Source organism: Pseudomonas sp. KH_046_2 (assembly GCF_057838985.1).
In genome coordinates, this window is record NZ_CM174480.1 from 1,904,554 (window position 1) to 1,917,231 (window position 12,678).

Consider the following 12,678-nt stretch of genomic DNA (forward strand, 5'->3'; position numbering starts at 1 on the left):
GCGTCAGCAAAGGCATCAGGCTACCTCACACAGGGCCGTCGGATCGATGGAAAGCGCCAGGCGCTGACCATCGGGATGCAGGTCGGCCGCCGAGCGGTTCAGCACATCCACCACCAATTCCACGCCCCGGGCTTCGACCCGGTAGCGAATCACGTTGCCCAGCAGGCTGTGGCTGCGTACCTGCGCGTCCAGTTCGCCATTGAGGCTCAGTTCGATGGCTTCCGGGCGAATGGCGATGCGCTTGCTGATCGGACGCTGCAACAGCTTCGAAGCGCTGTCGGCATCCAGCAGGTTGTAGTTGCCGATGAAACCGGCGGCGAACACATCCACCGGTGCGGTGTAGAGGGTTTCGGCGTCGCCGCTTTGTACGATTTTTCCCTGATTCATCAGGAAAATCCGGTCAGACATGGTCAGGGCTTCTTCCTGATCGTGTGTGACGAAAATCGTGGTCAGGCCCAGTTCGCGCTGGATCTGACGAATTTGTTCACGCAGATGCTTGCGAATCCGCGCGTCCAAGGCCGACAGCGGTTCGTCGAGCAGCAACAGGCGTGGCCGGGTCACCAGGGAGCGGGCGAGGGCGACGCGCTGGCACTGCCCCCCCGAGAGCTGATGCGGGTAACGCGCGGCAAAGTCATTGAGCTCCACCAGTTTCAGCACTTCGGCAACGCGTTTGCGACTGTCGTCTGCATTGACCTTTTGCATGCGCAGACCGAAGGCGACGTTTTGCTCCACGGTCATGTTGGGGAACAACGCATAGCTTTGGAACACCATGCCGATCCCGCGTTTCTGCGGGCTCACGGGCACGATGTCCTGGCCGTCGAGCAGGATCTTGCCGCCATCCACCGAAGTCAGGCCGGCGATGCAGCGCAGCAGGGTGGATTTGCCGCAACCGGACGGGCCGAGCAGGGTGACGAACTCACCTTTGTGGATTTCGCAATTGATGTCGCTGAACACCGTGGTGCCGGCGAAGCTTTTCTGAAGATGTTGGACGCTGACATAGCTCATTCGCTTTTGTCCCTGTTCAAGATATTGGCAATCCAGGTCAGAACCAGCACAAAGAAGAAGTAGGAAATCACCAGCGCACTGGTGAAATGACCGCTGCTGTTGCGCATGTTGTTGAGATAGACCTGCAGGGTTTCGTAGCGGGTACCGACAAGGATGTTGGCGAACACGAACTCACCGAACAGGAACGAGAACGACAGCAGCAACGCCACCATCAGGCCCTTGCGCAGGTTCGGCAGCACCACCAGGAAGGCGGCTTGAAAGGTGCTCGCACCGAGCAACTGGGCGGCGTCCATCAGGTCGCGCAGGTTGATCGCCTGCAGGTTGTTGGTGATGGCCCGGTACATGAACGGCAGCGCCACGGTGAAGTAGCAACCGATCAGGATCCACGGCGTCCCGACCATGGCGAACGGTCCGGAACCGTAGAGCTGCAACAGCCCCACCGACGACACCACCGGTGGCACGGCGAAGGGCAGCAGGATCAGGATGTTCATCAGCGCGTCGAGTTTCGGGAAGTGGTAATGCACCACGAACAGCAGCGGCAGAATCAATACCACCGCCAGAACAAGGGCGCCGACGCAGACCAGCAGCGACTGGCCGAAAGCGCTCAGAAAACGCGGATCGCTCCACAGCTGCGCATACCATTTGATACTGAAGCCGCTGGGCAGAATGGTGGCCGACCAACTGCTGGAAATCGAATAGATAAAGGTGCCGACCAGCGGCAGCAACATAATGGCAAACAGCAGGTAAACCACCACGCGATGGTAGATGCCGACAGGCCCCAATTCAACGCGAGACATGGTAGCTCCTCTTCAACAGCAGTTGATGGACGATGGTCACCAGGGTCATCAAGGCCACCAGCACCACGGCCAGGGCACTGGCCAGGTTCGGGTCGAGGGAGATGTCACCCGAGACCATCGCCGCAATACGGATCGGCAAAACGTTGAAGTTGCCGGTGGTCAGTGCGTACACCGTGGCATAGGCGCCGAGGGCGTTGGCCAGCAGGATCACGAACGTGCCGAGCAGCGCTGGGGTCAGCACCGGTAGACCGATGTGGCGCCAGAACTGCCAGCCATTGGCGCCGAGCAGCGCGGCGGACTCGCGCCAGTCTTCGCGCAGGGCGTCGAAGGCCGGGTACAGCAGCAGCACACCGAGGGGAATCTGGAAGTAGGTGTAGAGAATGATCAACCCGGTTTTCGAGTACAGATTGAAGTCTTCAATGATCCCGGCCTGCTTGAGCATGATGGTGAAGCTGCCGTTGAAGCCGAGCAAAATGATGAACGCGAAGGCCAGGGGCACACCGGAGAAGTTGCTGGTCATGTTGGCGAAGGCGTTGACGAAGTTGCGCAGTTTCGAATCGACCCGGCGCAGGGAATAGGCGCCCAGAATCGCGATGACGATCCCCAACACGCTGGACCAGAAGCTGATCTCAAGGCTGTACTGGATGGCCTGCAGGTAAAACTTCGAGCTGAAGATTTTGCTGAAGTTGGCCAGGCCCCAGCCGAACTCTTCCGATTGCAGGCTGTTGATCATCACCCAGGTCAACGGTGCGATTTCGAACACGATGAAGAACAGCGCGAACGGGACCAGGCATAAGGCTGCCAGCCATTTACTGCGGGTCATGGCATTCACTTCAACAGCTCCCGGCAGACCGGTTTGTCGTGGGGCACACCGAGCAACTGGCAGACGGTGCCGCAGATCTCGGTCTGTTTCGGCGCGGCACCGGCGTCGAGGCTGAACGCGTCACCGAGCACGAACAGCGGCACTTCACGTTCTTCCGGCAGCAGGCCGTTGTGGGAGCGGTCGTTGTTCATGCCGTGGTCGGCGGTGACCAGCACCTGGTAACCGGCATCGAGCCAGCCTTGCAGGTAGTCGGCCAGGATAATGTCGGCGGAGCGGGCGCTGTTGCGGTACTGCGGGGTGTCGAGGCCGTGCTTGTGCCCGGCGTCGTCGATGTTCATCGGGTGGATCAGCAAAAAGTTCGGCGCGTGGCGCAGGCGCAGGTGTTCGGCGTCGGCGAACAGGTGCGAGTCCGGGTAGTGATCGTTCCAGTAGAAATGCCCGTGCTGGATCGGCAGTTGCGGGTCATCGGTGTGACGGTCCCGGGCCGCCACGAAGGGCGAACGGTTGTACAGCTCGCTGACCCAGTGATAAGCCGCCGCGGCGGTGACAAGACCTGCGTCGGTGGCGTAGTGATAGATGCTGCGCTGGTTGGACAGGCGCGAGACGTTGTTGTGGACGATGCCGCTGTCGATCGGCGCCACGCCGGTCAGGATGCATTCGTACAGCGGGCGGGACAGGGCTGGCAACTCGCACTCCAGTTTGTAGAGTGCAGCACGTCCTGCGCCGACGTACGCCTGCAGGTGCCCCATCGCGTGGCGGGCAACCTCGTAGTTGAGGCCGTCGAGCACGACAAGGATGACGTTGTGCTTCATAGGGGCAAAAACTCCGTGAAACAGATGATTCAAATACGCAACCAATCCCTTGTGGGAGCGAGCCTGCTCGCGATGGCGGCCGACCATTCAACATTGATGTTGACTGAAACGACGCTATCGCGAGCAGGCTCGCTCCCACAGGGATCTCCATCAGGCCTCCCGTTGGTGGGCTACCCGCTTACTGCATATTGATGATGACTTCTTCCTGCCACTTCTGAGGAAGGGCCTTGGAGGTCTTTTCCCAGGCATCCGCGTCCTTGATCGGCGTGACCTTTTTGTACTGCTCGTTAGGCAGCAGCTTGGCCTGTACTTCGGCTGGCAGGGTCAGGTGCTCGGCACGGATCGGACGGGCGTTGCCCTTGGCCAGGTTGATCTGGCCGGCGTCGCTGAAGATGTATTCGCGGGTCAGCTTGGCGGCATTCGGGTTTTTCGCGTACTTGTTGATGATGGTGGTGTAGCCGGAAATCACCGAGCCGTCGGACGGAATCAGCACCACGTAGTCATCCGGGTTGGCCATCTTGGCCTTGTAGCTCAAACCGTTGAAGTCCCAGACCACGCCGACTTCGATTTCGCCTTTTTCCATGGTGGCAATCGTCGGGTTGGACATCGACAGGCGACCTTGCTTGGCGATGTCGGCGAACAGATCCAGGGCAGGCTTGAGGTTTTTCTCGTCGCCACCGTTGGCCAGTGCCGCGGCCAGTACGCCGTTGGCTGCCTGGGCCGCGGTGCTCACGTCACCGATGGAAACCTTGTATTTGCCGGTCTTGAGGTCAGCCCACTTGGTTGGCGCCTCGGAACCGTGCAGCAACTTCTTGTTGACGATGAAAGCGATGGTGCCGGTGTAGGCCAGTGCCCAGTTGCCGTCCTTGTCCTTGGCCCAGGCTGGAACCTGATCCCAGGTGGAAGGCTTGTAAGGCTGGACCACGCCTTGCTTGACCGCGATCGGGCCGAACGCCGCACCGACGTCGCCGATGTCGGCGCTGGCGTTGTCTTTTTCTGCGGCGAACTTGGCGATTTCCTGGGCCGAGCTCATGTCGGTGTCGATGTGCTTGAGGCCGTACTTGTCGCTCAGGTCTTTCCAGGTGCCGGCCCAGTTGGCCCAGTCATTGGGCATGCCGACGCTGTTGACGGCGCCTTCCGCTTTTGCGGCGGCTTCCAGGGTTTTCAGATCGGTGTCGGCCGCCATGGCGGCGGTGCACATTGCGATGGTCGAGCCTAACAGTGATGCCAGGAAAAGCTTTTTCATTCCGAAGCTCCTTGGGTCGTGTTCAACGCTGCGATTGCGGTTCGTGTTGGTCTAGGTCAGCAATACCTGAGCCAATTTAAGGGGGCTGGATGACACTTTGATGTCGTTCGTCGCCCGGAATGACTTTTTGTTCAGCGGTATCGCGACTGGCCTGCTAAGCGTAGACCATGGTCAAGGCCCCGGAGGGCAAGGGACTTGGCCGATGAATTGCAGGTTGTTGAGGCCAGAGAATGGCGACCGTTGGGCCGCTTTGTCACATCTCGGTCATCTGCACTGCCTACGCTTGCAGACTATTGAATGAGCCGGTTTACGCTGTGGTTCTGCCCTGAAATGGTGCTGGTCTAGTCCAGAAAGGAAACGTTGATGCGTGAAGAGGCAACAAAAGCGGTAACAGCCATCGGCCAGGTGCTTCAGGAGCAGATCGACCACGGACTGTTGACCCCCGGCAGCAAATTGCCGGCCGAGCGCAAGCTCAGTGAATTGTTCGGCACCACGCGGATCACTTTGCGTGAAGCGTTGTTGCAGTTGGAGTCACAGGGACAGATTTATCGCGAGGAGCGTCGCGGCTGGTTCGTCTCGCCGCCACGCCTGGCCTACAACCTCATGCAGCGCAGCCACTTTCACGCGATGGTCAGCGCCCAGGGGCGGGTGCCGTCCACCGAGGTGATCTCGGCGCGATTGCAACCGGCATCGGCGGCGGTGTGTGCCTGGCTGCAATTGCCGGCGCTGTCGAGCGTGATTCAAATCTGCCGCTCACGGCGGATCGACGGGCGACTGGTGTTGTATGTGGAGCACTATCTGAACCCGCAGTACTTTCCCGGGATCCTCGATTTCGATTTGAATCAGTCGATCACCGAGTTGTATGCGCGGCATTACGACCTGCACTACGGGCGGGTGCGCTTCGAGATTGTGCCCACGGCGTTGTCGGTGGATGCGGCGGCGGCGTTGAAGGTGTCAACGGGCAGCCCGGGCTTGCAGATTGCCCGGGTCAACTATGACCAGCATGAGCGGTTGATCGATTGTGATCTGGAGTTTTGGCGGCATGATGCGATTCATGTCGGGGTGGATGTTGTCTGACGCGGCTTTTGTAGGAGGTTATTCATCCTGCGGACCACCACCAGCGGTAATCACCTGAATACTCATCCGCGGTGTCGCCAGGTCCAGTCCGGCTTCATCCATGTGCCGCTTGAGTGACAGGTTGAACGCTCGCGACACTTCCCACTGCTTGATTGGCGCGGTCTTGAAGCGGGCGCGAAGGATGGCATTGCCCGACTCGAAACTTTCCACCCCCTGGAACTCCAGCGGCGACCAGATATTGCGTCGCTGCAACGGATCGGTGCGCATTTTCTGGCCGACTTCGCGCATCAGTTTGATGGCGTTGTCGATGTCCATGTTGGCCGGCACCGCTACCCGGAAGATCGCGTAGCCGAATTCCCGGGAGTAGTTCTTGATGCTTTTGATTTCGCTGAACGGAATGGTGTGGACGATGCCGTCGATGTCCCGCAGGCGCACGGTGCGGATGGTCAGGCCTTCGACCGTGCCGAGGTGGCCGCCGACATCCACGTAGTCGTCGATGGCCAGGGAGTCTTCGATGATGATGAACAACCCGGTAATCAGGTCGGCCACCAGCGACTGCGCACCAAAACCGATGGCCAGACCGATCACGCCGGCACCAGCCAGCAGGGGCGTGACGTTCATGCCCATGTTCGCCAGGGCAACGATCAGCGCGACGATGAAAATGGCCACGAACAGCACGTTGCGGATCAGCGGCATCATCGTCTGCGCGCGGGCGTTGGCCAGGCCTTTGCGCGAGCGGGTGAGTGCGTGATGCACGGCGGTGTCGCTGAGAATCCAGATCAGCCAGGCGAACAGCAGCGTGCCGGCGAGGCTGAACAGTTTGACGCTGACTTCATGGCCATCGCCTTCGGTAAAGCGGATCAACGACATGCCCCAGACCCGCAGGCCGAGCTCGATAAACGCCAGCCACACCAGCAGGTGGACGATGGTGTAGAAGAAGTTTTTCAGCCGTTCCGAATACACGGCGTAACGCCGGATACCGCGTTGGGGTTTGAGGCCATGGCGGCGCACCAGGCCGTTGATGACCATGCACAGCACCAGCAACACAGTGCAGATCAGCGACTGGCGCAGGGCGGTGCTGGTGTCGCCGGCGGAAATGAACGTCGCGAACAGGGAGATGGCTACCAGCACCAGTGCCGGCACGTACCAGAAGGTGCCGAGAATCGACAGGGTGTCGTTGAGGGCGCGGCGGGTCAGGCGCCGGGACAGCGGCTGGTTGCGGATCAGGTGGGCGATCGGCCGGCGGAAGCGCAGGATGAAGCGCCCCGTGGAGAGCGCGGCCAGGACATTGGCGACAGTCGCGGCGGTATGGGCCAGATGGCTGCCCAGGCTGTTGACCAGTTGCGGGTCGCTCAGTGCTTCGCCAAACGCGGCGAAGCTGCCGATCAGCCACAGCGGCCGAAACGCCTGGTGCCGCAGGATGTACAAGGCGCGGTGGCGGTGCGGGCCGTCGAGCAGGGAAAAGGCAATCACGCAGATGGCCGAGAAGCAGGTGCCGACCACCAGCGCATAGGCCAACACCATCGCCAGGCTCTTGCCCAGGGACGAGGGTAGGGCGTAGCTCATGTAGACCGTGATCACCAGGGCGATCAGCCATGGCCCGAGTTTACGCAGCGCAAAACGCAACATGTCCAGGGCCCGGGGGTGCTGCGGCAGTTCTTCGGTCAGGCCGAAACGCATCCGCACGCGGTGGCTGATCCAGATCAGGGCGGCGGCCAGCAGGCTCCAGACCATCAGGATCATGGCGAAGGCGAACAGCATGGGCAGCCATTCATTGGCCGGCAGCGCCAGCGCCACCAGTTCTTCCCTGGCCTGATCGAACTCACTGGACCAGCGCGTGAGGGGACTGTCGTCGCCGGAAAACTTCTTCTCGAAATTGGCCAGGGTTCCGCCAATCAGGCCCAGCACGCCTTCTTCGGTAATCGGCTGTGCCTGTTTGGTGGTGTCGCGGAGCTTTTTCAGGTCGGCCAGCAGCTTGCTGCGTTGCTGGTCGTTTTCCAGTGACTTGATCACTTCGTCCAGGGATTGCCCCAGCGGTTCCTGTGCTTCGGGCTGCGCCTTGGCCTGGCTGTTGAGCAGGCCCGGCAGGCCGGCCGCCTGGGCAGGCGCCACTGACAGCAGCGTCATCAGGCAGACAAGGACAATACACGGGAGGGCAAAAAGACGAGCGAACACTAGGCGGTCAACCTCGCAGGGAGCGGATCGACCGAGTGTACGAGCCCGTCAAAATCAATGCGAGCCAAGGGTGATGAATTATTCGTTGAGTTTGGCGAGGATCTTGATCACCACGGTCGCGAGGATGGTCAGCATGCCGATCCACATGACAAATACACCGGCATTTTTGTCGCGAAAGTTGAAGCCGACGGCCAGCAGGAGCATCCCGGCAAGAATCGGAATCAGCATGGCGTGGAAGGTAGACATCGAAATCATGGAGACAGCCTTGTCGAAGGGATACTTGAAGTCTAGGCCGCTTTTGATGCGGCCGGTGTGATGTGTATCAATGCTGTATGGGCAGCGAGCTTTTGTGGCGAGGGGGCTTGCCCCCGTTGGGCTGCGTAGCAGCCCCAAGCATTTCTGTCAGACGGACTGCATCAGCAGAATTTGCGACCGCTTCGCGGTCTTGCGGGGGCAAGCCCCCTCGCCACATCAGTCCCTCATTGCATCAGATTTATGGCAACTCGCGGCAGGCGTAGAACGCGCTCAGCACCTTGACCAGATGCGCCAGGTCATGGCTGCCGCACAGTTCGCGGATCGAATGCATGGCGAACGTCGGCAGGCCGATGTCCACGGTGCGCACGCCCAGGTGGCTGGCGGTGATCGGGCCGATGGTCGAACCGCAGCCCATGTCGCTGCGCACCACGAAGCTTTGCACCGGCACTTCTTCAGCCATGCACAGGTGACGGAAGAACCCGGCGGTTTCGCTGTTGGTGGCGTAGCGCTGGTTGCTGTTGACCTTGATCACCGGGCCGGCGTTGAGTTTCGGGCCGTGGTTGGCGTCGTGCTTGTCGGCGTAGTTCGGATGCACGCCGTGGGCGTTGTCAGCCGAAACCAGCAGGGATTTCTGAATGGTGCGTACGAATTCATCACCTTCAGGCAGCAGGCGGCGCAAGGTTTGCTCAAGCATCGGGCCGTCGGCACCGCAGGCCGAGCAGGAACCGACTTCTTCGTGGTCATTGCAGACCAGCACGCAGGTTTCGTCGGTGTCGGCCGTCAGCAGCGCTTGCAGGCCGGCGAAGCACGACAGCAGGTTGTCCAGACGCGCGCCGGCGATGAAGTCGCCATGCAGGCCAATGACCGCCGCGCTTTGGGTGTCGTAGAAACTCAGCTCGTAATCGAGCACCACGTCGGCATTCAGGCCGTGTTCGCGGGCGAGCTGGTCGGTGAGCACTGCGCGGAAGTCCACGCGCTCGTCACCGGCAAATTGCGCGAGGATCGGCGGCAGCTCGGTCTGGGCGTTGATTGCCCAGCCCATGTTGGCTTCACGATTGAGGTGAATCGCCAGGTTCGGAATGATCGCAATCGGTGCCTTGAAGTCGATCAACTGGCTCTCGACCTTGCCATCACGACGGAAGGTTACGCGGCCCGCCAGGGACAGGTCACGGTCGAACCACGGCGCCAACAGCGCGCCGCCATAGACTTCGACGCCCAGTTGCCAGAAGCCCTGGCGTTGCAGCTCCGGTTGCGGCTTGACGCGCAGGCACGGGCTGTCGGTGTGGGCGCCGACCAGGCGAATGCCACCGTGCAACGGTGAATGGCGGCCCATCTTGATCGCGACAATCGAAGAGTCGTTGCGGGTGACGTAGTAGCGACCGTTGGCTTCGGTATTCCACGGCTCGCGCTCGTCGAGGCGTTGATAACCCGCCGCTTCCAGACGCTGGACAAGGCTGGCGGTGGCATGGAACGGGGTAGGGGAGGCCTTGAGGAAATCGATCAGGCCTTGGTTCAACTCTTCGCGCATAAAGTAGCTCCAGACAGCAGTGGCGCCAGTTTAACGTATTGGCTTGGCAAATGGCGTCGCACTGATTGTGGGGCTGGCCATCGAAATTGAATCTGGAGGAGATCCCTGTGGGAGCGGGCTTGCTCGCGAAGGCGTAGTGCCAGACAACATCAATAGTGACTGTTACACCGCTTTCGCGAGCAAGCCCGCTCCCACAATTTTAAAACGGTGCCGGGCACTCGAAGCGCAGGCGCTCGCCACTTTGCGGATGGGTGAAGCTGAGCATGCTGGCGTGCAGGCACAGGCGCGGCCAGGCCGCCAAGGCCTGTTCATGGGCGTAGAGCCCGTCACCCAGCAACGGATGGCCAATCGAGAGCATGTGCACGCGCAATTGGTGGGAACGGCCGGTGATCGGTGTCAGTTCGACGCGGCACCAGTCGCCGCAACGTTCGAGCACGCGCCAGAAGGTCAGCGCATGTTTGCCGAATTCATGGTCGACCACGTGGCGCGGCTTGGTCGGCGGATCGTAGCGCAACGGCAGGTCGATGCTGCCGCTGTCCAGTTCCGGCTGACCCCAGCACAGGGCGGTGTAGGCCTTTTCGGTTTCGCGGTCGTGAAACTGCCGGGACAGCTCGCGATGGGTGTCCGGGTCGCGGGCCAGCAGGATGATGCCGGAAGTCTCCCAGTCCAGGCGGTGGACGATGCGCGCTTCCGGGTAGCCGTTTTCCTGCAGGCGGGTAATCAGGCAGTCCTTGTTGTCATCGGCCCGGCCAGGGACAGAGAGCAACAGGGTCGGTTTGTTCACCACCAGTACGGCGGCATCCTGATGGATGATGTGGATGTTGGACAACGGCATTAAAACAGCCTCGTAACAAACGCCAACGGCGGCTCAGGTCCCTTCCGCTTGCAGGAGGGACCTGAGCCGCCGTGGCTCCAGCCGGATCGACTCAGCGATCTGGCAGGGTGATATTGAGTTCCAGAATCGAGCAACTGCCCTGGCTTTCCAGTGCGACATGCACGTCATCGGACCCGATATTGACGTACTTGCGGATCACCTCGACCAGTTCCTTCTGCAAGGCTGGCAGGTAGTCCGGGGTACTGCGTTGGCCGCGTTCGTGCGCCACGATGATCTGTAGACGCTCTTTCGCTACCGACGCGGTGCTTTGCTTTTTGTTGGCACGAAAGAAGTCAAAAAGGTTCATTGCTTAGTTGCCTCCAAACAGGCGCTCGAAGAATCCCTTCTTCTGTACATCAAGGAATCGATGATCCACGGTCTTGCCCAGCAGGCGATCTACGGTATCGCTGTAGGCCTGGCCGGCATCGCTCTGGTCGTCGAGAATCACCGGAACGCCCTGGTTGGATGCCTTGAGCACCGCCTGGGATTCAGGGATCACGCCGAGCAGGGTCACCGAAAGGATTTCCTTGACGTCTTCTACGCCGAGCATTTCGCCTTTGCTCACACGTTCCGGGTGATAACGGGTAATCAGCAGGTGTTCCTTGATCGGGTCTTCGCCGCGTTCGGCACGACGAGACTTGCTGGCCAGCAGGCCGAGCATGCGGTCGGAGTCGCGCACCGAGGACACTTCAGGGTTGGTCACCACGATCGCTTCGTCAGCGAAGTACATGGCCAGGTGGGCGCCTTTCTCGATGCCCGCCGGGGAGTCGCAGACCACGAACTCAAAGTCTTCCTTGAGTTGCATCAGGACTTTTTCCACGCCTTCGACGGTCAGCGCGTCTTTGTCGCGGGTCTGGCTGGCAGCCAGTACGTAGAGGTTTTCCAGGCGCTTGTCTTTGATCAGGGCCTGTTGCAGGTTGGCTTCGCCGTTGACCACGTTGACGAAGTCATACACCACGCGGCGCTCGCAACCCATGATCAGGTCGAGGTTACGCAAGCCCACGTCGAAGTCGACGATCACTGTTTTGTGGCCGCGCAGAGCGAGGCCGGTACCGATAGCGGCGCTGGTGGTGGTCTTACCCACACCACCCTTGCCGGATGTAACCACGAGAATCTTGGCCAAGGTGTTTCACCCCTAAGGAAGAAGGACTTTTCAGTCCCTGAAAAACATCTCCTGAAAAACTACTGCAGTCGGACAGCCTTGGCTGGAATCCGGTTTTGAGCGGCGTTTACCCCCGGTAAACACTGCTTTCGGCCTTTTTCCTACTTCGTTTGAGCCGTTTTCGCTATGTTTTAGAGATGCTTGGAAAATGCGGCAGTATCCGTTAAAGCCGAATGATGTTCAACACGTCGCCGGACAGGCTGACCTGCACACCCGAACCCCATAGAGGGTCGCGGCGCAGATCTTCGGACACCTTGTAATGCCCGGCGATGGAAATCAGTTCAGCACTCATTTGCTGACAGAAAATCCGTGCCTTGGTGTCGCCCTTGACGCCGGCCAGCACGCGACCGCGCATCGGGCCGTATACATGGATGTTGCCATCGGCGAGAAGTTCCGCCCCCGGGCTGACCGAGGAGATCACCACCAGATCGCTGCCCTGGGCATAAATCTGCTGACCGCCGCGTACTGGCGAGGTGATGATTTTCGTCGGCTTGATGGTCGGCTCGGGCGGTTTTTCCGGTTTTTTCTTCGGTTCGCCTTCGGTCAGGTCCAGTGGACGCTCCCGGGCACCGGACGGTGGCAGCACCGGCAGGTCGACCGCGATGGCGGCGGCAATGTCTTCGATGCGGCTGGCGCGGATCGCCAGGGTACGCAGGCCATGCTGGCGGCAGACGCGCATCAGCCCTGGCAGATCGACCGCGCCTTCGTTGGCCGGGAGTTTGTCCAGGGCCAGTACCAGCGGCGCGTTGCTGAAGAAGTTGGGCGCCTGGGCGACCTTGGCGGCCAGTTGCCGATCAAGGCTTTCGAGGTCGTTACGGGCCAGTTCCAGCACCGTAATGGCCAGCATGCTGCCCTTCAACTGGAACACGGGATCTTGGTCTAGCGGTTCGGTTTGGCTCATGGTCGGCATACAACGACTTGTCA

13 protein-coding genes are annotated in these 12,678 nt (G+C 60.5%); 1 reads left to right on the top strand and 12 read right to left on the bottom strand.

Annotated features, from left to right (window positions below):
• Window positions 1-15: 15 nt before the first annotated feature.
• The 5 genes from AC3IX1_RS08715 to AC3IX1_RS08735 form a co-directional block, all read right to left on the bottom strand.
• The gene (locus tag AC3IX1_RS08715; protein WP_489387859.1) at window positions 16-1,005 is read right to left on the bottom strand and encodes an ABC transporter ATP-binding protein; all 990 of its coding nucleotides are present in this window, start codon (window positions 1,003-1,005) and stop codon (window positions 16-18) included.
• Entirely contained in the window at window positions 1,002-1,802 is an 801-nt protein-coding gene (locus AC3IX1_RS08720; RefSeq protein ID WP_489387860.1) for an ABC transporter permease, read from the bottom strand. Before AC3IX1_RS08720 ends, AC3IX1_RS08715 begins: the two co-directional genes overlap by 4 nt.
• Window positions 1,789-2,625, bottom strand: coding sequence for an ABC transporter permease (locus AC3IX1_RS08725; protein WP_191624998.1), 837 nt, complete (start codon window positions 2,623-2,625; stop codon window positions 1,789-1,791). The genes AC3IX1_RS08720 and AC3IX1_RS08725 overlap by 14 nt, the downstream gene beginning before the upstream one ends.
• Window positions 2,626-2,630: 5 nt before the next feature.
• The gene (locus tag AC3IX1_RS08730) at window positions 2,631-3,437 is read right to left on the bottom strand and encodes an alkaline phosphatase family protein (protein WP_489387861.1); all 807 of its coding nucleotides are present in this window, start codon (window positions 3,435-3,437) and stop codon (window positions 2,631-2,633) included.
• Between the two features lie 178 nt (window positions 3,438-3,615).
• The gene (locus AC3IX1_RS08735; protein WP_489387862.1) at window positions 3,616-4,683 is read right to left on the bottom strand and encodes an ABC transporter substrate-binding protein; all 1,068 of its coding nucleotides are present in this window, start codon (window positions 4,681-4,683) and stop codon (window positions 3,616-3,618) included.
• A 363-nt stretch (window positions 4,684-5,046) separates the two neighbouring features.
• Between AC3IX1_RS08735 and AC3IX1_RS08740 the strand changes: the two genes are divergently transcribed.
• Window positions 5,047-5,760: a UTRA domain-containing protein gene (locus tag AC3IX1_RS08740; protein ID WP_489387863.1), complete on the top strand. Its 714-nt coding sequence runs from the start codon at window positions 5,047-5,049 to the stop codon at window positions 5,758-5,760.
• A gap of 18 nt (window positions 5,761-5,778) precedes the next feature.
• Here the strand turns inward: AC3IX1_RS08740 and AC3IX1_RS08745 are convergent, their stop codons facing one another.
• From AC3IX1_RS08745 to minC, 7 genes are all read right to left on the bottom strand, one after another.
• On the bottom strand, window positions 5,779-7,887 hold the full coding sequence (locus AC3IX1_RS08745; RefSeq protein WP_489387864.1) for a mechanosensitive ion channel domain-containing protein: 2,109 nt from the start codon (window positions 7,885-7,887) through the stop codon (window positions 5,779-5,781).
• 126 nt (window positions 7,888-8,013) lie between these two features.
• Complete coding sequence (locus AC3IX1_RS08750) at window positions 8,014-8,190, bottom strand: hypothetical protein (RefSeq protein WP_178076693.1); 177 nt, start codon at window positions 8,188-8,190, stop codon at window positions 8,014-8,016.
• A 238-nt stretch (window positions 8,191-8,428) separates the two neighbouring features.
• A complete protein-coding gene (locus AC3IX1_RS08755) occupies window positions 8,429-9,718 on the bottom strand; it encodes a M18 family aminopeptidase (protein ID WP_489387865.1) in 1,290 nt (429 codons plus the stop codon).
• A gap of 199 nt (window positions 9,719-9,917) precedes the next feature.
• Entirely contained in the window at window positions 9,918-10,553 is a 636-nt protein-coding gene (locus AC3IX1_RS08760) for an RluA family pseudouridine synthase (protein WP_046037585.1), read from the bottom strand.
• A 91-nt stretch (window positions 10,554-10,644) separates the two neighbouring features.
• A complete protein-coding gene (gene minE, locus AC3IX1_RS08765; protein WP_007974947.1) occupies window positions 10,645-10,899 on the bottom strand; it encodes a cell division topological specificity factor MinE in 255 nt (84 codons plus the stop codon).
• 3 nt (window positions 10,900-10,902) lie between these two features.
• Entirely contained in the window at window positions 10,903-11,715 is an 813-nt protein-coding gene (minD, locus tag AC3IX1_RS08770; protein ID WP_007974946.1) for a septum site-determining protein MinD, read from the bottom strand.
• A 202-nt stretch (window positions 11,716-11,917) separates the two neighbouring features.
• On the bottom strand, window positions 11,918-12,655 hold the full coding sequence (minC, locus tag AC3IX1_RS08775) for a septum site-determining protein MinC (RefSeq protein ID WP_007974945.1): 738 nt from the start codon (window positions 12,653-12,655) through the stop codon (window positions 11,918-11,920).
• Window positions 12,656-12,678: the final 23 nt, after the last annotated feature.

Coding starts and splice junctions, on each gene's coding strand:
- AC3IX1_RS08715 (WP_489387859.1), bottom strand. CDS start 1,005: ATGAGCTATGTCAGCGTCCAACATCTTCAGAAAAGCTTCGCCGGCACC.
- AC3IX1_RS08720 (WP_489387860.1), bottom strand. CDS start 1,802: ATGTCTCGCGTTGAATTGGGGCCTGTCGGCATCTACCATCGCGTGGTG.
- AC3IX1_RS08725 (WP_191624998.1), bottom strand. CDS start 2,625: ATGACCCGCAGTAAATGGCTGGCAGCCTTATGCCTGGTCCCGTTCGCG.
- AC3IX1_RS08730 (WP_489387861.1), bottom strand. CDS start 3,437: ATGAAGCACAACGTCATCCTTGTCGTGCTCGACGGCCTCAACTACGAG.
- AC3IX1_RS08735 (WP_489387862.1), bottom strand. CDS start 4,683: ATGAAAAAGCTTTTCCTGGCATCACTGTTAGGCTCGACCATCGCAATG.
- AC3IX1_RS08740 (WP_489387863.1), top strand. CDS start 5,047: ATGCGTGAAGAGGCAACAAAAGCGGTAACAGCCATCGGCCAGGTGCTT.
- AC3IX1_RS08745 (WP_489387864.1), bottom strand. CDS start 7,887: ATGACGCTGCTGTCAGTGGCGCCTGCCCAGGCGGCCGGCCTGCCGGGC.
- AC3IX1_RS08750 (WP_178076693.1), bottom strand. CDS start 8,190: ATGATTTCGATGTCTACCTTCCACGCCATGCTGATTCCGATTCTTGCC.
- AC3IX1_RS08755 (WP_489387865.1), bottom strand. CDS start 9,718: ATGCGCGAAGAGTTGAACCAAGGCCTGATCGATTTCCTCAAGGCCTCC.
- AC3IX1_RS08760 (WP_046037585.1), bottom strand. CDS start 10,553: ATGCCGTTGTCCAACATCCACATCATCCATCAGGATGCCGCCGTACTG.
- minE (WP_007974947.1), bottom strand. CDS start 10,899: ATGAACCTTTTTGACTTCTTTCGTGCCAACAAAAAGCAAAGCACCGCG.
- minC (WP_007974945.1), bottom strand. CDS start 12,655: ATGAGCCAAACCGAACCGCTAGACCAAGATCCCGTGTTCCAGTTGAAG.